The sequence below is a fragment of the Actinomadura barringtoniae genome (genome assembly GCF_017573505.1).
GTDB lineage: Bacteria > Actinomycetota > Actinomycetes > Streptosporangiales > Streptosporangiaceae > Spirillospora > Spirillospora barringtoniae.
In genome coordinates this window covers 235535-255664 of the sequence record NZ_JAGEOJ010000006.1, presented here as the reverse complement: position 1 = coordinate 255664, position 20130 = coordinate 235535, and the positions used below count along the sequence as shown (strand labels likewise).

At 68.1% G+C, this 20130-nt stretch carries 14 protein-coding genes; 7 read left to right on the top strand and 7 right to left on the bottom strand.

Translation table 11 applies throughout. The features are described from left to right. Window positions 1-61: 61 nt before the first annotated feature. From J4573_RS16505 to J4573_RS16495, 3 genes are all read right to left on the bottom strand, one after another. On the bottom strand, window positions 62-1741 hold the full coding sequence (locus tag J4573_RS16505; RefSeq protein WP_208256366.1) for a lipoyl domain-containing protein: 1680 nt from the start codon (window positions 1739-1741) through the stop codon (window positions 62-64). Between the two features lie 879 nt (window positions 1742-2620). Further along, window positions 2621-3298, bottom strand: a complete 678-nt coding sequence (locus J4573_RS16500) for an SDR family NAD(P)-dependent oxidoreductase (protein ID WP_208256365.1) — start codon at window positions 3296-3298, stop codon at window positions 2621-2623. Window positions 3299-3326: 28 nt separating this feature from the next. Next, the gene (locus tag J4573_RS16495; protein WP_208256364.1) at window positions 3327-5039 is read right to left on the bottom strand and encodes an IlvD/Edd family dehydratase; all 1713 of its coding nucleotides are present in this window, start codon (window positions 5037-5039) and stop codon (window positions 3327-3329) included. 50 nt (window positions 5040-5089) lie between these two features. On the opposite strand from J4573_RS16495, the gene J4573_RS16490 reads away from it, so the two are divergent. Genes J4573_RS16490 through J4573_RS16480 form a run of 3 tightly spaced genes read left to right on the top strand, consistent with a single transcriptional unit; the run spans window position 5090 to window position 7835 of the window. Continuing rightward, complete coding sequence (locus tag J4573_RS16490; RefSeq protein ID WP_208256363.1) at window positions 5090-5914, top strand: IclR family transcriptional regulator; 825 nt, start codon at window positions 5090-5092, stop codon at window positions 5912-5914. After that, entirely contained in the window at window positions 5911-6810 is a 900-nt protein-coding gene (locus J4573_RS16485; RefSeq protein ID WP_208256362.1) for an SMP-30/gluconolactonase/LRE family protein, read from the top strand. The genes J4573_RS16490 and J4573_RS16485 overlap by 4 nt, the downstream gene beginning before the upstream one ends. A gap of 8 nt (window positions 6811-6818) precedes the next feature. Further along, window positions 6819-7835: a zinc-dependent alcohol dehydrogenase gene (locus J4573_RS16480; RefSeq protein ID WP_208256361.1), complete on the top strand. Its 1017-nt coding sequence runs from the start codon at window positions 6819-6821 to the stop codon at window positions 7833-7835. Between the two features lie 148 nt (window positions 7836-7983). On the opposite strand, the gene J4573_RS16475 is transcribed toward J4573_RS16480, so the two are convergent. Next, window positions 7984-9015, bottom strand: coding sequence for a LacI family DNA-binding transcriptional regulator (locus J4573_RS16475; protein WP_208256360.1), 1032 nt, complete (start codon window positions 9013-9015; stop codon window positions 7984-7986). A 250-nt stretch (window positions 9016-9265) separates the two neighbouring features. Next, on the bottom strand, window positions 9266-10774 hold the full coding sequence (locus J4573_RS16470; protein ID WP_208256359.1) for an alpha/beta hydrolase family protein: 1509 nt from the start codon (window positions 10772-10774) through the stop codon (window positions 9266-9268). 1136 nt (window positions 10775-11910) lie between these two features. On the opposite strand from J4573_RS16470, the gene J4573_RS16465 reads away from it, so the two are divergent. Together J4573_RS16465 and J4573_RS16460 are read left to right on the top strand one after the other, a co-directional pair. After that, entirely contained in the window at window positions 11911-12894 is a 984-nt protein-coding gene (locus J4573_RS16465; protein ID WP_208256358.1) for an extracellular catalytic domain type 1 short-chain-length polyhydroxyalkanoate depolymerase, read from the top strand. 479 nt (window positions 12895-13373) lie between these two features. Further along, entirely contained in the window at window positions 13374-14747 is a 1374-nt protein-coding gene (locus J4573_RS16460) for an AlbA family DNA-binding domain-containing protein (RefSeq protein ID WP_208256357.1), read from the top strand. A 222-nt stretch (window positions 14748-14969) separates the two neighbouring features. On the opposite strand, the gene J4573_RS16455 is transcribed toward J4573_RS16460, so the two are convergent. Both J4573_RS16455 and J4573_RS16450 read right to left on the bottom strand, forming a co-directional pair. Beyond that, a complete protein-coding gene (locus tag J4573_RS16455) occupies window positions 14970-16061 on the bottom strand; it encodes an extracellular catalytic domain type 1 short-chain-length polyhydroxyalkanoate depolymerase (protein WP_208256356.1) in 1092 nt (363 codons plus the stop codon). A gap of 117 nt (window positions 16062-16178) precedes the next feature. Beyond that, window positions 16179-16907, bottom strand: coding sequence for an alpha/beta hydrolase (locus tag J4573_RS16450; RefSeq protein ID WP_208256355.1), 729 nt, complete (start codon window positions 16905-16907; stop codon window positions 16179-16181). Between the two features lie 676 nt (window positions 16908-17583). Between J4573_RS16450 and J4573_RS16445 the strand changes: the two genes are divergently transcribed. Beyond that, on the top strand, window positions 17584-18567 hold the full coding sequence (locus tag J4573_RS16445; RefSeq protein WP_208256354.1) for a LacI family DNA-binding transcriptional regulator: 984 nt from the start codon (window positions 17584-17586) through the stop codon (window positions 18565-18567). Between the two features lie 261 nt (window positions 18568-18828). After that, a complete protein-coding gene (locus J4573_RS16440; RefSeq protein ID WP_208256353.1) occupies window positions 18829-20016 on the top strand; it encodes a glycoside hydrolase family 1 protein in 1188 nt (395 codons plus the stop codon). Window positions 20017-20130 lie beyond the last annotated feature (114 nt).

The window sequence follows — 20130 nt, the reverse complement described above, 5'->3', positions numbered from 1 at the left end:
CTCCGACCAGCGGCAGTAGATTCCACGGCCTGCTCGGTCTGCCCGAATGAGCGGGTGGAATCTAGCGGAATCTCGAGGCTGAGGTGTCGATCGAGGCCAGTTCCTCGCCAGGAGTAGCCGTCCCCCGTTCGCGCACAGAGATCCGGTGAAGCTTCCCCGAGAGCGGTGACGGGATCTCGATGTCGTACATACCGACGGGCTCGATGGAGATGGTCAGCAGCGGTTCGTCGACTTCGATGTACTCGCCCTCTTGCCTCAGCCATCGGGTCACCATGCCTTCGGTGGCGTCGCCCTCTTCCCACAACTGCGGCATGGTGACCGGCCATAGGAGGTCGACTTTCCGCCGCAGATCCTCAAGGCTCAGCTTCGTTTGCAGGCTGAGCGGGTGGTTGGGGCCCATCGTTCGTTCGTAGTCGGCGGCCACCTTCTCAAGAGTGGAGATCGCTTTCTGGTAATCACGTGCCTGCTCGTAATTGATCCCCAGCTCGAGAAGGGTCGCCAGGGTCTTGCCATGGTCGGGGCCTAGCAGCCGCTCGTAGTCCGCGGCCGCCTTCTCCAGGATTGAGACTGCTCGAGCGTAGGCGCCCGCACGAGCGTAGGTGGCTGCCAGGCTACGTTCGACGGCGATGTTGTGGGGATGGTCAGCGTCGATGTCGGACGAAGGGTTGGTCTCGGCATTCCTGTCTCTGTGCCGCGCCTGGTACCTCGCTAGCAGCTCGTCGACGGTGGGGAGTCGGTTAAACTCCTCCGCCGACGCCGTGCCGTCCGGCTGTGGACTCCACGTGGGGACGTTGTCCGTCGTATCGGCGCTGGGTGTGGGGTTGTCCGAGAATGTCCGTGGGTTGTCCTGATCATTGTCGGACCAGTCGGAGATGCCCGGCGGATCAGATCGAGCCAGCGTCGTCTGTCCTTGGCGGTCCTCGCGGCCGGTGTTGATCTGACCTTCAAGCCGGTCGAGGTCTTGCGCCGATTCGTCCAGGACGTGCTGAACGTTGTCGAGAACCTGGGCGGCTGCAGTCTGGTCGGTGTCGTCCATGAGACCCCTCGACAAACTCTGCTCAGGGCGCGGCATCTGCGAGTGGGGGTCGGTGTCACTGAGCAAATTCTCGGTGTCCATCTGCTGCACCGTGGCCTTGGAGCGCAGTAGCTGCGCTCGGCCTAGCTGCCGATGGGCCGCAGCGAGCTGCTGCTCGGCGAGAGCACGCTTCTCCTCTGCCACCTTCATGCGTTTTTCGACGTCGGCGAGCTGGCGCAGTTGCTCCTCGGCGTCGTGCCGGGCCGCTCGCTCCTCCTCAAGCCGGGCCCGCAGCAGGTCGCGATCCTTAGTCAGGACGGCGTGCGCCGTGTTCACATTGCCAAGGACGTACATCAGGGCGTTGATCAAGCGATGGTGCTGGTCGACCATTCGCTGGGCATCTTCATGTCGTCGCCTCGCCAATTCCAGGTGCCATTCATACTCCCTGATCTGTAGTTCGCTGGCCAGGCGAGATGGCGGGTCGGGTGGGGCCAGCGCGGGGGCGGTTGCTTCCCACAGTTGACGGGCTGTGGACATCAGGCTCTCGCGGGCCCGCCGATCTGCTGGTGCGCAAGCAGCGATGAATGCGGCAACAAACCGCCAGTCGTGCCGGTCAACGGGGTTCATCCGCTCGCCGATGACTGACTTGGAGTACGGCATGACCGCTTCGAGCCTCTTGAGCGTCATCTCGTGATCATCGGCGATGCCCCGCAGCCACTCGCTCAACTCCCGGATGGCAGTAGACCGCCCTTGAAGCGGCTTACGCGGCGGGCCCGGCTTACCGATCCTGCGCTCCTGCCCCGTGTTCATGGGACCAACTGTGGACCAACGGCGTCAGCCTTGTCCTAGGACATCCGGATTTTCACAGCGGTGACCTGCTGCCCTGCACAAGCGCGCTATCGGACGAGTCGCCCCGGCAGCAGGATCGGACCGCCATCTACTGTGAACGAAGGAGCTGACAGCCATGTCGCAGCCCAGCCACGCGACTCAACGGCCCACATCGCCTCGACCACATCCAGGGCCCCACCCTGGTGTTTTCGTGCCTAAGCACGTGCTCGTGACAGGTGTCTGCATGATCGTGGGGATCGTGACGGGAGTGCTTGTATGGCTGGCTCCGACCGTGTGGTTGCCAGTCAGCGCCGGAGTGACTGTGACCGGGCTCGCGGTGGCTCTTTACGGCCTGTGGCAGAGTCGTCAGGCCTAGGGAGAAGAAGGCGATCTCAGGCCAGCCGAACGGCGCGCTCTACACCTGGCGCAACTACGACCGGGTGGGTGCGCCCGACGACCCGAACACAGTCCAAAGGACGGCACGCCGTTCACAACGGCGGCCAAGGAGGTCACCGACGTGCGGGAACTGGTCGGTAGCCTGGCCGAGCACCCGCTGGACGAACTCTTCCCATCGCCCGCTTCGTGAGTGGGCGCGAGCGGGTGATTGCGCCGGGCTACCGGCACCTCGATGTGATGACCGCCGCGCCTGTCCGGGGCAATTACCGCCCCAAGGCCATCGCGGTCACGGGTTGACCCGTCCTCCACTCGTGATCATGGATTCCACCGGAAATTGCGTGATCACGGGTGGGGGCGAGGCGAAGTCTAGATGGCGGCGGATCAGTAGGTGGCGCGGCCACCGCTGATGTCGTAGACGGCGCCGGTGGAGAAGCTGACCTGGTCGGAGCAGAGGAAGGCGACGAGTTCGGCGACCTCTTCCGGGCGGCCGATGCGGCCCATCGGGATCAGGCTGGTGATGTGCGCGAGGACCTCGGGGGCGGTGTCCTCGTTCATCGGCGTCGCGATGACGGCGGGAGCGATGGCGTTGACCAGCACGCCGCTCGTGGCCAGTTCCTTGCCGATGGATTTGGTCAAGCCGATGACGGCGGCCTTCGACGCCGAGTAGGCCGCCAGATTCGGGTTGCCGTCCTTGCCGGCCATGCTGGCGAGGTTGACGACGCGGCCCCATCCGCGTTCGCACATGCCAGGGACGAACGTGCGCAGCGTGTTGACGGTGCCCAGGACGTTGACGTCGAACACCTGGCGCCATTGCTCGGGTGTGGTCTCCAGCAGCGGCTTGTTCGGGCCGACGATGCCAGCCGAGTTGACCAGAACATCGACCGGGCCGATGCGGTCGGCGACGTGCCGGAGCACCTTCTCATCGGTGACGTCGACCGAGATGTCGGCGTCGGCGAGGTCGAGGGTGGTCACTTCGAGGCCGTCCCTGCGCAGCCGTTCGGCTGCGGCGGCGCCGAGGCCTCTGGCGCCGCCGGTCACCAGCGCTGCCCTTGCCGGCATTGTTCTCCCTTCAGGCCGGACGCGTGGGTCAGTGCGATTCACGGATCACTTCCGAGCCGCTGGAGCCGACCAGGAAGTCCAGGTCGGCACCACTGTCGGCCTGCAGTACGTGGTCGACATAGAGCCGTTGCCAGCCTCGTTCCGGGCGGGCGAATCCTGCGAGGGCCGCCGCACTCGGTGCGCGCCGCGCCAGCTCCTCGTCCGGGACCTCGACGTCGATGCGGCGGTTCGCGACGTCGAGGCTGATGATGTCGCCCGTCTGGACCCGGGCGAGTGGTCCGTCGGCTGCGGCCTCGGGGACGACGTGCAGGACGACGGTGCCGTAGGCGGTGCCGCTCATGCGTCCGTCGCAGACGCGGACCATGTCACGGACGCCCTGTTCCAGGAGCTTCTTCGGCAGCGGCATGTTGGACACCTCGGGCATGCCGGGGTAGCCCTTGGGGCCGCAGCCGCGCAGCACCAGCACTGAGTCGGCGTCGACGTCGAGATCCGGGTCATCGACGCGGGCGTGGAAGTCCTCGATGCTGTCGAACACGACCGCGCGTCCGCGGTGCTGCAGGAGATGCAGGGATGCGGCCGCGGGTTTGATCAGCGCGCCACCGGGCGCGAGGCTGCCCCGCAGCACCGCGATGCCGCCCTCGGCGGCCAGCGGTGCCGAACGCGTACGGATCACCTCTGGATCCCAGATCGGGGCATCCTCCAGGTGGTCCCCAAGGGGCTGCCCGGTGACGGTCAGCGCGTCGGCGGCGAGCAGGTCGCGCACCTCGCTAAGCACGGCGAGCAGGCCGCCGGCGCGGTGGAAGTCCTCCATGAGGAACCGCCCGGCCGGGAGCAGGTCCACCAGCAGAGGCACGGACGAACCGATGCGGTCGAAGTCGTCGAGGGTCAGCTCCACGCCCAGCCGCCCGGCGATGGCCAGCAGATGGACGACGGCGTTGGTGGAGCCGCCGATAGCCGCCAGCGTCACGATCGCGTTGTGAAAGGACGCCCTGGTCAGGAAGGTGCTCGGGCGGCGGTCGGTAGCAATCATCTCCACGGCGAGCCGTCCGGTGCCGTGTGCGGCCTCCAGCAGACGGCTGTCGGGGGCGGGAATGCCGGCTGTGCCGGGCATGACCGTGCCCAGGGCCTCGGCCACCAACGCCATGGTCGAGGCGGTGCCCATCGTGTTGCAGTGTCCCCGGCTGCGGATCATCGCCGACTCCGACCGGGTGAACTGTTCCTGCGACAAGGTGCCTGCCCGGACCTCTTCTGACAGCCGCCAGACGTCGGTACCGCAGCCCAGCGGCGCGCCGCGGAAGGTGCCGGTGAGCATGGGGCCGCCTGGGACGACGACGGCGGGCAGGTCGACCGAGGCCGCGGCCATCAGCAGTGCGGGGATCGTCTTGTCGCATCCGCCGAGCAGGACGACGCCGTCGATCGGGTTGGCCCGCAACATCTCCTCGGTGGCCATGGCGGCCATGTTGCGCCACAGCATTGCGGTAGGCCGGACCTGCGTCTCGCCCAGCGACACCACGGGCAGCTCCAGCGGGACGCCGCCCGCCTCGTGGACGCCGTTCTTGACCGATTGGGCCACCTCGGCCAGGTGCGCGTTGCATGGAGTCAGGTCCGAGGCGGTGTTGGCGATGGCGATGTGTGGCCGGCCGGCGAACGCGTCGCCTGGTATGCCACGGCGCATCCATGCTCGGTGGATGTAGGCGTTGCGATCTTCACCCGCGTACCACTGCGCACTGCGGAGCTTCACTCATGGCCGCCTTCCAACAATCGACACGTTGGTCTAATGTTTGGAACGCCATGAAGGATACGCAGCTGAGCGACGAAGCGACAGCCCCAGATGAGGGCAAGGCGGACCGAGGTGAAGAGGGCCGCCTCGTGGGGGCGGACCGCGTGCTCGCGGTGCTCAAGGAGCTGGCTCGCTACTCCGACGGCGTCGGCCTGGAGGAGATGACCCGGGTCATCGCGAGCCCCAAGCCCACCGTGCACCGGGCACTCAGCACGCTGCGCCGAGCCGGGCTCGCCGACCAGGATGACCAGGGGCGCTACGTGCTCGGCGACGAGTTCCTCCGTATGGCCTTCACCCACCACGAGGCCCGCCCTGAGCACGTACGCGTGCGCCCGGTGCTGGAGACGCTGGCCGCCCGGTTCGGCGAGACCGCGCACTACGCGGTGCTCGATGGCCGGGAGGTCGTGTACCGGGCCAAGGTCGACCCTCCGACCGGAGCCGTACGGCTGACCTCCACCATCGGTGGGCGTAACCCGGCGCACGCAACAGGCGTTGGGAAACTGCTGCTGGCCTACCAGTTGGACACACTGGAGGCGGTTGAGAAGTGGATCGGCGACGTTCCGCCAGAACGCCGAACGCCGCAGACCCTCTGCACCGCCGAGGCCCTGCACGCTGAGTTCCAGACGATTCGCGGGCGGGGGTACGCCACCGATGACCAGGAGAACGAGATCGGGATCAACTGCATAGCCCTGCCGGTCTACACGACGTCCCGGATCGTCCCTTCAGGATCGGTGAGCGTCAGCGCCCTGACCTACCGGACCTCCCCACAGACGCTAATCGACGCGGTCGACGACATCCGCCGCGCTCTCGGCCACCTCGGGGTGGCCGGACGGTGAGCGGCCTCGCCCCCGCACCCGCGACCGCCGAGACCTTCCACTTGGCCGAAGGCCCGGTCTGGGACGCAGCCCGGCGGCGCCTGCTATGGGTCGACATCCTGCGCAACATGCTCCTCGAAGGAGCCCTCGATCAGGGCCACATCGAGGTCGTCCGGCGGCACGCCTTCGACAGCATGATCGGCGCGGTCGCCGTCGGCGCCGACGGAGGCCTGCTCGTCGCCGCCCAGGAACATCTGGTCCTTCTTGGGGACGACGGCAGCAGGCAGGACGGGCCACGGATCATCCCCGCCGGCGAACCTCGACGGCTCAACGATGGCGGCACCGACCCCGCTGGCCATTTCCTCGTCGGAACCCTTTCCCTTGACGGCCCCTCAGAGCGGGAGGCGCTAGTCCGGCTTGAGCCCGACGGCCGGATCACCGAGTTGGACCGCGACCTGACCTTGTCCAACGGGCTCGCCTGGTCCTCGGACGGATACCGGATGTACAGCGTCGACACCGCCCGCGGCGCCGTCTTCGTTCGCGACTACGACGTGGCGACAGGTGCGGTGGGGGAGCGGCGCGTGCATCTGCGAGTCGCAGGCGGGTTGCCGGACGGCATCGCCCTCGACGCCGCCGACCACCTCTGGGTCGCCATTTGGGGCGCGGGCGAGATCCGCCGCTACGCACCCGACGGCGCCATCACCGACCGCCTCGCGATCCCCGCTCCGCACACCTCCAGCGTCGCTTTCGCCGATGATGACCTTCGCACGCTCATCATCACCACCGCGACCGCGGAACTGAGCCGACAGCAGCGCCAAGACCATCCTGATTCGGGACGGCTGTTCACCATCCGGGTCGATGTGCCCGGCGTTCCGGTGTCCACCTGGTGCGGGTCGCGCATGACCACCACGCAATGAGCGCCACCATGCGGGCACTGGTCCTCACCGCGCCCGGCGAGTGCTCGGTGCACGAGGTTGCGGTCCCGGTGGCCGCGCCGGGCGAAGCGGTCATCGACGTCGAACGCGTCGGCGTCTGCGGCACCGACGTCGAACTCTTCACGGGGGAGATGGCCTACCTCCAACAGGGCCACTCGTCCTACCCGCTGCGACTCGGCCACGAGTGGACCGGCGTGGTATCCGAGGTCGGAGACGGGGTCGACCTCGCCTGGATCGGCCGCCGCGTCGTTGGAGACACCATGATCGGCGACGGCACGTGCCGCCGCTGCCGCCGCGGGCACCAACACGTGTGCCAGAACCGGCAGGAGGTCGGCATCCGTGACGGCCGACCCGGCGCCTTGGCCGAGCGACTGGCGATGCCGGTCTCGTCACTGCACGTTCTGCCGGACACTGTCGACCCGGTGCTCGGCGCGCTGGTCGAACCCGGAGGCAACGCCTGGCGCGCGGCACGAGCCGCCGATCTTCACCCGGACGACCGGGTTCTCGTCCTCGGACCCGGCACGATCGGGCTGCTGGTCGCGATGTTCGCCCGCGCGGCCGGCGCCGAGGTCCATCTCATGGGCGTCACACCCAACTCGCTAGCCTTCGCACGCTCTCTCGGATTCGGGCACACCTGGACCGAGCAGACCCTGCCGGACCTGCCGTTCGACGCGCTCGTCGACGCCTCGAACGCCGCTCACCTGCCTGCTCTGGCCCTCGACCTGGTCGAGCCGGCCGGTCGGGTCGTCTACATCGGCCTCGCCGGGGCCCCGAGCACCATCGACACCCGAGCGCTGGCTCTGAAGGACATCACCGCGGTCGGAGTCCTATCGGCGTCTCCTGGGCTGGACGCGACCATCCGCGCCTACGCGGACGGTGACGTCGATCCGCGGCCGCTCGTCGCCGCCACCGTCGGCTTGGACCAGGTCGCTGCGGTCCTCGGTGGCCAGCGCCCAGCAAGAGCCGGTCCCGGTCCCAAGGTGCACGTCGATCCGCGCCAGAGCTGAAGGACGGTCAGCGTGGCCGGGCGTCGGCGAGCACCGGCAACGGCGAGCCCTGCTGATCATCGGCGCAGCGTTCACCCGCCCGCGCGCTCGCGTGAAGGGCGAGAGGTCGGCCACCGCTGACGAAGGGTCCGCCAGGCGCGACGGGAGCTCAGGCGGAGTCGCGGACGACCAGGGTGATCGAGCTGGTGCGTGTTCCGCCTCCGACAGCCAGTCCCAGGCCTTTGAGTACCTGGTGGGTGAGGTTGTCGGCCACGATGCGCATGTCCTGGCGGACCGTGGTCAGCGGTGGGACGGCGAACTGGGCAAGGGGGATGTCGTCCACGCCGACGACGGCCAGGTCATCGGGGGCGGTCAGCCCGGCGGTCCGCATGCCGGCGAGGAGGGAGAAGGCGAACTCGTCGTTGAACGCGCAGACGCCCGTGACACCTGCGGCTTTCCAGGCACGAGCGATGTTCACCGCGGCTGTGCTTCCAAATGGCATCGTTCGCACGTCGGGCGCCTTGAGGCCGTGCGCGGCGCATCCCTGGCGGACGCCTTCCAGACGGAGGTCGTAGAAGTCATGGAACCGGGGGTCGTCCGGGAGGAGGTAGCCCAGGGTGCGGTGCCCGGCCCTGGCGAGGTGATCGGCCTGAAGTCTTCCGACGTCGGTTTGCCCGGAGTTGATCGAATTCCGGTCGGCGGCGTCCGACCAGTGGTGGACGATGTGCGTACCCGCGGTGCTCAACTGCGCGCGGTCGTCCTCGGCCACATTGGTGAAAAAGACGACGGCGGCCGGAGTGAGCTCGCGCCACAGCTCCGCCAGCGGTCGTTTGCGTTCCAGACGGGTGACCAATGTGAGCTCGTGCCTGCCCAGGGAATCGGTGAGCTGTTCCACGAGCTCCAGCGCGGTGAATCCCAGGGGCATGTCCTTGAGAAGGAGCAGGACGATGTCGTTACGGCCCCGCCGCAGGTCGCGGGCCGCAGACGAGGGGGTGTAGCCAAGTCTCTCGACGGCGGCGAGGACCTTGAGGCGCGTCTCCTCAGAGATCTTCTGATTGGGCACCTTGTTGAGCACATAACTGACCGTCGCCCTCGACACCCCGGCTTCCCGGGCCACATCAACCGATGTGACCCGATGTTGTCTGGCAGCCATCTGCCCAGCTCCTCGTCGGTTGTCGCGCTCAACCGTACCAAGATCCATCGTGAGGAACGGGCTCACTGGAAGTGGGCCGTGTCAGAGGTGGAGAGGTCATCGTGCGCCGATTCAAGTCGCCGCATGATCGGGTGTCAGCCCCCCGGATACCTGCGCCTTGTGGCCGTGCCCCAACCCTGGGGCCGCAGGGGCACGGCCATCAGTGGTGACCGGCTCTGTGGGGGGCGAGCCGCGCTCGGCAAACATGACGCGGTGCACAGCTCAGGCTGATCGCAGTGAAGACGGCGAAGGTGCCCCTTCAGGCCAGAGGAAGTGTGACGTCTGCGGTCAGGGAGACCTGGCCGGCGGAGCGCTGCCAGTCGAACAGGCCGGTGATGGGGATGATCTGAAGCTTGAGACGGGTGTGGCTGGTGAAGGTGTAGGAGAGGGCTTCCAGATCGCGGGTGAGGGTGCGGGACTTACCGTCGAGGATGACGGGCAAGGGGGTGGCCTGATTGCCGACGACCCGACCGGTGGCTTGGTCGACGATCTGGGCGAACAGGGCCGTGCCCGGCTTCTTGGCCACGCCCTTGTAGTGCAGGGTCAGCTTCGGAACGCCGACGGTCCGGCTGCCGGAGCGGGTGTGGATCGGGACGTTCACGGCCTTCTTGGCGGGCTTGGCGGCCAGCATGTAGTCGGGGAACGGCAGACCCTCGACCGGGGTGGTGTTCTTCCCTTCCAGGTAGGGCACGATGTCGGCGCGTGAGAACGCCAGGTGGCCAGTGCCGCGGGCACGGACCTTGCCCTTGGAGGGTGGCGGGTAGGCGGATGCAGTCCGGTAGACGCCGTACTGGTCGAGATACTCGAATCCGGGGCCGGTGTCGACCTTCTGGTTCTTCAGGTAGCGGGCGAACCACTTCAACGTGGTCTTGGCCGTGTGGTCGGCGGGGCCTTGCTTGTCGTTGCAGATGCCGTGGCCCTCGCAGGTCCAGACCATCTTGACCGGCGCCCCGTTGGCTTTGACCGTCTGGTAGTTCGCAATGCCTTGGCGCAGGGTGAACAGGGTGTCGACCGTCGCCTGGAAGATCAGGGTCGGGATCTTGATCCGCTTCACCAGGTAGTCGGGACCATGCGCGCGGAACCAGCGTTCGGTGGCCGGTGGGAGGGTGCCTTGGGCCAGCCCGGTGACGCAGGCGTCCCGGACGATCGGGGCAAGCTGGTTTCCGTTGATGACGCCGCCGAGGCATAGGGAGAGGCCCCAGCTCGCCCGGTAGATCCGGTCGGGGTAGAGGCTATTGATGAGGCTGTTGAAGGTGACCATTGGGGCGATGACATCGACTCTGCGGTCCAGCCCGGCGGCGATGAGCTGGATCGCGCCGCCGTAACTGCCGCCTGCCATGCCCATACGCGGGTCGCCCTTGCGGTCGAGCTTGACCTCGCTCTGCTTGGCCGTCCAGTCGATGATCTTCAGGATGTCGCGGCCTTCGACGCGAGGATCGTCCACGTTGGAGGCGCCGCCGGACCCGAACCCGCGGGAGTTCCAGGTGACGACGTTGTATCCGGCGCCGAGGAGGTCGGCGAGCTGGCCCTTTGTGCGATCGGTGTCACCGCGTGTGCCCCAGCCATGGCCCAGCAGAACGACGGGTCGCCGCTCGTTCTTGCGCAGCCCGGGTGCAGGGAAGAAGTGGGTGATGATCCCGACCCCGTCGAAGGACCTGATCGTGACCGTGCGGGTTTCGGGGGAGGCATGTGCCGTCCCCGGAACAAGGACCACCGCCGTGAGGGTGGAGACCGCTGCCGAAGCGGTCATCAGCGGGGTGCGGAGCATGAGAGGTCACCTCTCCTGAGGAGGACGAGACGTGAACGAAATGGCAACTCGCCGGTAACTTACACGTGCAAGTAGCGCGTTTGAAGGCCTAAAGACTGGGATTCCGGAATCGGGCGGCTGTGAACTCGCGGTTGTGTGGGCTCGAGTGGTCGGACAGCTTCTCGCCTGGAGATCGAGGGGCGTGACGCCACCTGCGTTCGAGTGCCTCTTGTCACAGGCGCCGGAGCGGAGTACCTTCCGCTGACACGTGTAAGTAAGAACTTCCGGATCTGGATTTCCCGCGGTCACGAGCCGCAGCGGGAAACGTCCCCCACCCCACGCCCACCGCCATGACCCACCCCCGGCGGCCGGGACCCATGACGCTTTCAGCAGCCGTTCGGCACCGCCCACGGTGCCCCATCACCTGGCCACGCGCGCCGCGCAAGGTGGCTGGGCCGCTCCCTCCCCACCCCTGACCGTTCCGCAAGCCGAGCGATTCGCCGGCAGTGTGCGGGATTCCGAGGAGAAGCAATGTCGTTCATTCCTGCACGCGCTCATCACGGTGCGCGAGAGCCGACGGTTGAGGCTAGAGCGCCTGCGCACTCGATCGCCGATGCCCGCAGCGAGACGCGCTCATGGCCGGCCTGACGGCCGGCGCTGTCGATGACCGCGCTGGGTGGCCGGAACTGCCCCCGATCGGGGATCGACTACGGCGTGGCTGCTACCTACGCGTTCTGACAGCAGCTCCTTCACCTCCGGTGCCTAGGCCGCTGTCTCCCCGGTAGAGGCGCGGGGACTACGTGATGCCGTCTTTCTCTATCGGCGGCACCTTCGGCCTGTGCGGGAACAGGCCGGCAGCGGCGGGCTGGTCCCGGCTTTGTGACGGCCCGCATAACCCCGCAGCATCCACACATCGTTCGGCCGTCTGCGCCCCACCCCTGCCCGGAGTCGCCCATGCCGTGCCGTCTCCTTGCCCGCGCGCCTCCTCAAAGAAAGCACCCTCTACCCCCTACACAGCTCAACCTGGAGGATCCATGTCCCATCCATCCGCAACGAACCAGCGCAAACCAGACGGTCGCGGTCTCCGCTTCCTCACCGACGCCCTAAGGAGGCGTACCGGTCGGGCGTGGCACCGTGCCACCGTCACCACACTCGCCATGGCAAGCGTCCTCGCGTTCCTCACTGCTCCTCCCGCCTCCGCCGCCCCGAGCGGCCCCGGTGGCGGTGCAGGCCGGGTCGACCAGCGGACTTACCATGCGACGACCGGCGACAACAGCTATCTCGTCTACGTACCCCAAGGATGGAATGGGGCGGAGAAGCTTCCGCTATATGTGATGTTGCACGGCTGCGGTTCGACGGCCGATCAGCAGATGAACGTCAGCCTGCTCAACCCCCTGGCGGACCGCGAACGGTTCATGGTCGCCTATCCCGACAATGGCGGGCAGTGCTGGCGCGCCGTCTCCAACGACAAGCCGAGCATCACGCGAGGCGGCGGCGGGGACGCCGACATCGTGGCCGGTATCACCCGTGAGGTCATCGCCAACTACCGCATCAACTCCGAGCGCGTGTACCTCGCGGGCTTCTCATCAGGCGCGTTTCAGACCAGCGCCACAGGCGCGGCCTACCCCGACCTGTACGCGGCCATCGGCGTGTCGGCGGGAGCCGGCTACGGGATGGACGCCCTCACCTGTCTGGGCATGACCGACTCGAATGCTCCGAGCTATGCACCACAGGCCGTCGCGCAGATGGGCTCACACGCACACGTCATGCCCTTCATCACCTTCGGAGGGACCTGGGACATCCTCGGCGAGAACCCCAACGTCGGAGGATGCACCCGGCGCGCCTACCTCGCCTGGCTGGCAACCGACAACCTCCTCAAGCCCGGTACCAACGGTGCCACCTACCGCGACGATCCTGCATCCACCACGACCGGTCAGGTCTCCGGCGGTTTCTCCTGGAGCCGGATGATGGCTCGGAACACCAGTGGCTGTCAGGTCAGCGAGCGCTGGATCGTGGACGGAATGGGACACGACTGGTCCGGCGGAACGACCGCCCCCAAGGGCCCAAGCGCCAGCGAAGCCACCTGGAGTTTCTTCCAGAAGTTCACCCTCCACGGTGGCAGCACAGCCTGCCGCCTGTAGCCCCTAGCCATCGTCCGGGCGGCGCCAATGCCGTCGCTCGCTCGGGCGGTGCGGGAGCCCAGCGCCCGGCCCGGCGAGGGCGATTGTGGTTGCGATGATGATCTTCTTCGCATGCTCTCCTCTGTATGGCCGTAAGAAGGGCCCCCCTCACCGTGCGCCCGGCGGAGCCGGGCGGTCCGGTACGCTCTGCCGCGCTGTGGACAGTGCGTCCTCGACCGCGGAGCGCAGAGCGGTCTAGGCGGCCCGCGCGCTCGCCCAGCTGGATGTCCCGGCACCGGGTTTCCTCCAAGTCGGTACAGGCAAGTCCAGCTCCACTCACGCCAGCCCCCGTCGCCACGAGTCCGGGCACGGTCCGTTGTCGGCCATGACGATGCGGACGCCCGCCTAGTCTGGTGCGTCTACGACCTAGGCCGGGCGCCTCACGTGCCGTCGCCGTGCTGGCCACGGCGAAGCGCGGTCAGCGCCGCTATGTTGGCGGGATGCTCAGAAATCCGCAGCTTGAGGCACTGTTCGGTGTCGGCCGCCTCGACCAGGTCAGCCATGCCGAGGTGCTGGCACTGGTCGGCAACACCGTGGCGGCCGAGTCCGCGGTCCTGGACTACAAGCAGCAGGTGCACGCCAAGAACCCAACGCAGAAGGCCGAGTTCTGCAAGGACGTGGCGGCGATGGCCAACTACCAAGGTGGCGTCCTGCTGCTGGGCGTCGCCGAGAACGCGGGAGCGGCGACCGCCCAGAGTGTGCCGGGGGTGGACATCAGCGACGGGGAGATACGGCGGCTTCGTCAGACTGCCCAGAGCCAGGTCTCGCCGTACCTGGATTTCGACCTCTACCCGCTGCCCGACGGTCCAGGGTCGCTACACGGCGTGCTGATGGTGGCCGTCGCGCGGAGCGCTCGCGCGCCACATGCGGTGTCGGAGTCGCCCCAACCCGGCCTGCTGGGGTATCCGGTGCGGGACGGCGCGCAGACCCGGTGGATGAGTGAACCGGAGATCTTCACCCGCTACCGGCAGCGCGACCAGGCGATCGCAGACCGGGCGGCCCGCACCGAGGACGTCGAGGTGGACGCGGTCACCGCCGTGTATGAATCGGACGTGCAGCGGACCGGCCAGCAACGCACCAGCCGACCGTTGATGGTGCTCTCGCTGGTCCCCGAGCAGCCCGGCGATCTGCGGATCACTCCGGCAGCGCTGGCCGAGGCCACCCAGGCGTTGACGGGGGGCCAGGATGTGCAGCTGGGCGATGTCGGGGTCGCCTCGGCGAGGTTCATCGCCGCCGACACCCGCCTGCACGATCACCAGGCGCCGCCGCTCGGCACTTATATGGAGCTGCACACCGACGGCGCTGGCAGCTTCGTGGCCGCCTTGGACACCGCCGGGCAGGACCAAGCCCCGATCGAGCTGGAGCAGCTCACCGTCGACATTATCCGGACCGTGGCACTGCTGGCCCGCCACGCCCGGGACCGAGTCGGAGCATCCGGTGTCGCCAACCTCAGGCTGCAACTGCTCGCCAGCCCTGACTGCCTGCAGACCTCTTCGCCGCTGATGCTCAATGCCATGGGGTTGACGGAATCCACGCTGATGATCGTCAGTACGCCGTCGCATCAGCGGATCAGTCTCCGCGCGCCCACCACTGCAGTCGGTCGCGCACAGGCCCTCCTGGACAGCCTCGTCGACGACGGGGCAGCGCTGGCCGCTGCGGCCGCGCTCGCCATCGAAGAGGCGCTGCAAGCCTTCGGGCTCGTTGAGCTCGAACTGGTCACACCCGCAGGTGCGCTCCCGGCTAGCCGATGGCGCGGCCATGACGCCGATGCTGTACGGAGGCTGGCCGCGCCCTACGGCATCCCCGTGGTCTAGTCGAATCCGCATCGCTATGCCTCCGCCTTCCCGTTGATGCAAGGCGAGGTCAAGCGGTTGCAGCGGGCCGCTCCGGTGCCCGCCCACGACCACCATCGACGGCGAAGACCCAGCCCTGCCAACCATCATCGATGGCCAGCTCCTCGGGCGCTGTCGGCCGCGCTGCCTGAACGCGAACGCACGGCGCGGCTGCTGCTCGGGCGCAGATCCACCTCGGAGCGGTCAGCGGCAGGTGGTGTTGCCGCCGCTGAGGGTGAACCTGCGGAAGAAGCGCCAAGAAGCTTGGGAGGCGCTGGGGCCCTTGGGGTCGGTGTAGTCGGCGTACTTGGGGTCGGTCGACCCGCCGGACCAGGCGTGGTTCATGCCGTGTACGGTCCAGCGCTCGGAGATCTGGCAGCCATTGCGGTCCCCGGCCAGTTCCTTGGCCCAGGTGTAGCCGCCTGGAACCTGGCCCGTTGTGGTGGTCGGGTTGGGGCGGAAAGTGTCTCCGCGTGTGCCCGGCTTCAGGAGGTTGTTGGTAGCCAGCCACTGCTTGTAGGCGAGCCGGGTGCATCCTCCGGGCCAGGGCCTGTCGCCGAGCGGGTCGCGGTCTCCTCCGATGGTGAAGGTGGGCATGACGTGGGCGCGCCGCCCCATCTGCGCGACGGCCTGCTGCGCGTAGTACGGGGCGGCCGAGTCGAACAGGAGGATGCAGCCGACGTCCATTCCGTAGCCGCCTCCCGCGGCGACGCCGATGGCCGCGTACAGATCGGGGTAGGCCGCGCCCGTCGCGCTCGTCTGGAAGGCGCCGGACGACATGCCGGCGAGGTAGACCCGCTGGGTGTTCGCTCGGTAGTGGGAGATGACCTCACGAGTGATGCCGGCCACGATGTCGGCATCGCCGCCGCCCCGGACGGTGTTCTTCTTGTTGAAGAGCGCGCCCCAGCACTGGCCGCCGTTGTCGGGGTAGGCGACGATGAACCGTTCGCGGTCGGCGAGCGGGTTGAGCAGGCTGGCGCCCATCTGTTGGGTGGCCGTCGTGCCGCAGCCATGCACCATCACGTACAGGGGGAGCCGGTCGGTGGGCTTCCAGCCGCGCGGCACGTAGACCAGGTAGTCGTTGGTACCGGTCGAGGCTCGGTAGGTCCGGTGGTCGACGTGGCCTCCGCCCTTTGCGGTGGCGGCGGCAGTGGCGGGGGCGGCGAAGGTGAGTGCAAGGACGCTCGCTGCGGCGAGCGTGGTGCGCACGCGCCAGCGTTGGCCGTCCCTGCGGCCAAGGCGGGATCTGCCGGAGGCGTCCTGCGCCCGAGCGCTGTGTGTGGAGGGGGTGGTCATGAGCATCTCCTGTGCGGTCTTGCTGCGGGGTGGGATGTGGAACGTGGCGCCAGAGGGTTCAAGACCGCGCTGGCTCCTCACTGCGCTGCCTGCTGGCCGACAGGGAAGGAGCGGTGGTCATCCGAGGTGGCCGAGTGCGGTGAGCCAGTCCTCTAGGAGGTGCGGCCAGCCGTCGACGGCATGGCCGGTCGAAGTGAGGCCGAAGCCGTGGCCGCCCTCGGGGTAGATGTGTGCCTCCACAGGGCGTCCGGCTGCTCGCCAGGCTTGGACGAGCCTGATCGTCTCCTCGAAGCACAGCTGGTCGTCGGCCGTGACCACCGTGAACAGCGGCGGTGCCGTGTCCGGGGCGGGCCGCCCCTGTGCATAGCCGCCGTAGATACTGGCGACGAAGTCGGGACGCTCGGCCGGGTCGTGGGCGCGTGTGGCGTTGGTCGCCAGGAAGCCGCCCGCCGAGAATCCGATCATGCCGATCATGGCGGGATCGATCTCCCACTCGGCGGCGCGCGACCGTAGCAGGCTGATCGCGCGCTGGGCATCGGCCAGCGCCAGGGCGGCGGCACCGCGGTCCACGTCCGCGATGGCGGCGGCGACGGATTCGCCATTGTGAACCGGCGCGAAGACGGCTGCGACACGCTCGGCGAAGTCGGCCATGGTCTCGCCGCTGTGGGCCAGGCGGTACTTCAGGACGAACGCTGCAATCCCACGGTCGCGCAGCCACTCGGCGGCCATGGTGCCCTCGCTGTCCATCGACAGCATGACGAAGCCGCCCCCCGGAGCGACGATGGCGGCCGAGCCCGTGGCCCGGCCGAGCTCGGGCAGGTATGGGATCAGGGTCGGGACTACCACGTTGCGAATGCGGTGGCCGCCAGCCGGATCGTGGAAGGCCGACTCCCGATGTGTCCATCCCGCGCTCCCCGGGGCCGCCTGTGGCCAGAGCCGGACCTCGCCGTGAACGCAGCGGTCGGCGGCGGTCTGGGCTCGTGATGGCGCTTCACGCGCTGCGGTCGGGTCCGATCCGGTGCGCGGCATGGGCACCTCCTGAAAGTCGTCGGGATCAGGCGGGGCGGGGGGGGGAAGTGGGAGCGGGTGACGGCCGATCGGAGAAGCCGCAGCCGTGCGTCGGCGCCCTCCAGACCACTTGGCGAAACGAATCACCGCACTGGCCCGGATCTGAGGCGGCACAGGTTTCGTGCCACCCGTTTGCCGCGAGCGGGCCCGAACGGGGTGCCGACCGGTGACGGCATCGAGCAGTCGGCTGAGGGACCGAGCAGCCCGGGTTCGGCTGCACGATCTTTCGCCGTCGCTTGTCGCGTGTACTGCCCTATGCTGACTTACACGTTTCAGAGCGGGACTATAGGTTCTATCGACAGGCATCTCAATAGGGATGAGAGTGGACTTCGCGTCCGGCTCGCTGCGCCTGCCGCCCGCCCAGGCAAGGATCATGCCCCCACCAGGGACGATGCCGCCTCAACAGAAGTGATCGATACGATCGATGTGTCGGGCCAATGAGGGGAATTGGTGCATGGCAGCCAGGCAGCGGCGGGTCACGTCGGTCGATGTGGCCCGGGAGGCCGGGGTGTCGCCGGCCACCGTCAGCTATGTGCTGAACAGGGTGACCAGGCAGCGGATCTCCGAAGAGACGCGCCGCAAGGTCATGGCGGCCGTCGACAAGCTCGGCTACACCCCGTCTGCCGCGGCACGTGACCTGCGGCGGGGCCGCAGCGACATCGTCCTGCTGCTCCTCAAGGGCATTCCCCTCGGATTCACCGCCATCGAGCTGGTAGAGGAACTCACCGACGCCCTGGGGCGGCACGAGCTCACGCTGGTCACGCGGCTGGAGCGAGACCGCCCCCTCACTGAGATGTGGCGCGAGCTCACACCGGCCGCCGTGATCTTCTTTACCGAGGTGTCCGAGGAGGACCGTGCGCAGCTCAGCACTGCGGGGGCGCACATCGTGCACAACTGGCCCGATGCGAACGGCCAGGATCCGATCACCGCGGGCCAGGTCGAAATAGGACGGCTGCAGGCCGTCCACCTCGCGGCGAACGGCCACCGGCGCCTGGGCTACCTCGGCCCAGACGACGCCCGGATGCGTGACTTCGCCGGCCCGCGGCTGGAGGGTGTGCGCCAGGCATGTGCCGAGCGCGGGCTGACCCCTCCCGATGTGCGGGAGATGCCTTTCGGCAGCGCCGCGGCGGTGCGGATCGCCCGCACCTGGCAGGCCGCAGGCATCACCGGAGTGTGCGCCTTCAACGACGAGTACGCCTTCACCTTCCTGGCCGGCATGCGCGCCGCCGGCCTGGCCGCGCCGGACGACCTGGCCGTCGTCGGCGTGGACGACATCCCCCTCGCCCAGCTGGCCGCCCCGCCGCTGACCACCGTCCGTCAGGACATGCGGATCGTCGCCGCCACCCTGACCCACCAGGTCCTAAGGGGACTTGGACTATCGGACGGCCGCGCGTTGAGCACCGAGGCCAGCATCTTGGTGGTCCGCGACTCCGCCTGACCCGGGCGACTTCCCGGGACCCCTCTTGCGCGCTCGCTCCGGGCCGGGCTAGTTTCTATCTACCGCTACTTAAACGTGTAAGTAAGTCTTCGTCCGGCGCCTCGTCGCAGAACCGGCGAGTTCTTCGTCCACGGCCTCCGTGGGGGAGAGCCTCTGCGCTGACCACACCGCCTACACGCCTGGTCTCTGGCTCCTTTGCCTGCAGACGACGTGCTCGTCCGCTGTGTTCGCCGGACTCGAACCGCACGAAAGGAATCCGTTTTGACGCCACTCGACGGGTTTGACGTCCCCGGCGGTTTTCTGTGGGGGGCCTCGACCTCCGCCCACCAGACCGAGGGCAACAACACCACCAGCGACTGGTGGGCGTTGGAGCAGGAGCCCGAGAGTTTCGTGAAGGAACCCAGCAGAGACGCCGCCGACAGTTTTCACCGCTGGGAGGAGGACATGGACCTGCTGGCCGCCGCCGGGTTCACCGACTACCGGTTCAGCATCGAATGGGCGCGCATCGAGCCGGTGGACGGCCAGTTCTCACTGGCGGCGCTCGCCCACTATCGCGCCATGATCGACGGTGCGCTCGCCCGCGGGCTCCGCCCGTTGATCACTTTGCACCACTTCACGACGCCGGCCTGGTTCGCTCGCCAGGGAGGCTGGGGCGCCCCCGGCGCTGTCGACAGGTACCTGCGGTACGCCGAGGCGGTCGCACCCATTCTCCGCGACGGGGTCGAGCGGGTCTGCACGATCAATGAGCCCAACGTCGTCAGCGTCTTCGACCGGCTCCTGAACGAGGGCGTCTCGGTCTTCGAGGGCGGAATTCCCGAACCCGACGAGGTGATCGCGAACGCTCTGATCGAGGCTCACGGACGCGCCGGCGTCCTGCTGCGGGAACAGGTTCCGGGCCTCCAGATCGGCTGGTGCGTCGCGGTGATCGACGTCCAGGCGGCTCCGGACGCCCACGCCCAGGCCGAGCAGTGGGTGAGGTCGCGGCTTGATCCTTTCCTGAACGCGGCCCGCGATGACGACTGGATCGGCGTGCAGACCTACACCCGCATCCGCATCGGCAACAGGGAGGGCGAGCCGGTCAGACTCCGCGCTGAGGGCGGGGCCGCGCGCACCCTGACCGGGTGGGAGTACTACCCGTCGGCGCTGGGCGGCGCGGTCCGCTTCACCGCCGCCCGCACCGGCCTGCCCGTCATCGTCACCGAGAACGGCATCGCCACCGACGACGACGCCCAGCGCATCGCCTACACCTCCGACGCGCTTCGCTCGCTCCAGGAGGCCATGGCCGACGGGGTCGACGTACGCGGCTACTTCCACTGGAGCCTGCTCGACAACTACGAGTGGGGCGACTACGCCCCCACCTACGGCCTCGTCGCCGTCGATCCGACGACCTTCGCCCGCACCCCGAAGCCCTCCCTGGCCTGGCTGGGAGGGCTGGCCAGGAGCGCTTGAGTCGAAAACGGCGAGGTGCGCCACGCCGATCGCGGCCCAGAGACGACAGACGCATCGCTCCCTCGCTTCAGCATCCCGTTCCCCACCCCACTGGGCCTTTCCTGCGCGGCGCCA

What these genes read in the sequence shown, in the direction of transcription:
- J4573_RS16500 (WP_208256365.1), bottom strand. Translation starts at nt 3,298, where the DNA reads ATGCCGGCAAGGGCAGCGCTGGTGACCGGCGGCGCCAGAGGCCTCGGC.
- J4573_RS16490 (WP_208256363.1), top strand. Translation starts at nt 5,090, where the DNA reads ATGAAGGATACGCAGCTGAGCGACGAAGCGACAGCCCCAGATGAGGGC.
- J4573_RS16480 (WP_208256361.1), top strand. Translation starts at nt 6,819, where the DNA reads ATGCGGGCACTGGTCCTCACCGCGCCCGGCGAGTGCTCGGTGCACGAG.
- J4573_RS16475 (WP_208256360.1), bottom strand. Translation starts at nt 9,015, where the DNA reads ATGGATCTTGGTACGGTTGAGCGCGACAACCGACGAGGAGCTGGGCAG.
- J4573_RS16470 (WP_208256359.1), bottom strand. Translation starts at nt 10,774, where the DNA reads ATGCTCCGCACCCCGCTGATGACCGCTTCGGCAGCGGTCTCCACCCTC.
- J4573_RS16465 (WP_208256358.1), top strand. Translation starts at nt 11,911, where the DNA reads ATGGCAAGCGTCCTCGCGTTCCTCACTGCTCCTCCCGCCTCCGCCGCC.
- J4573_RS16460 (WP_208256357.1), top strand. Translation starts at nt 13,374, where the DNA reads ATGCTCAGAAATCCGCAGCTTGAGGCACTGTTCGGTGTCGGCCGCCTC.
- J4573_RS16455 (WP_208256356.1), bottom strand. Translation starts at nt 16,061, where the DNA reads ATGACCACCCCCTCCACACACAGCGCTCGGGCGCAGGACGCCTCCGGC.
- J4573_RS16445 (WP_208256354.1), top strand. Translation starts at nt 17,584, where the DNA reads ATGGCAGCCAGGCAGCGGCGGGTCACGTCGGTCGATGTGGCCCGGGAG.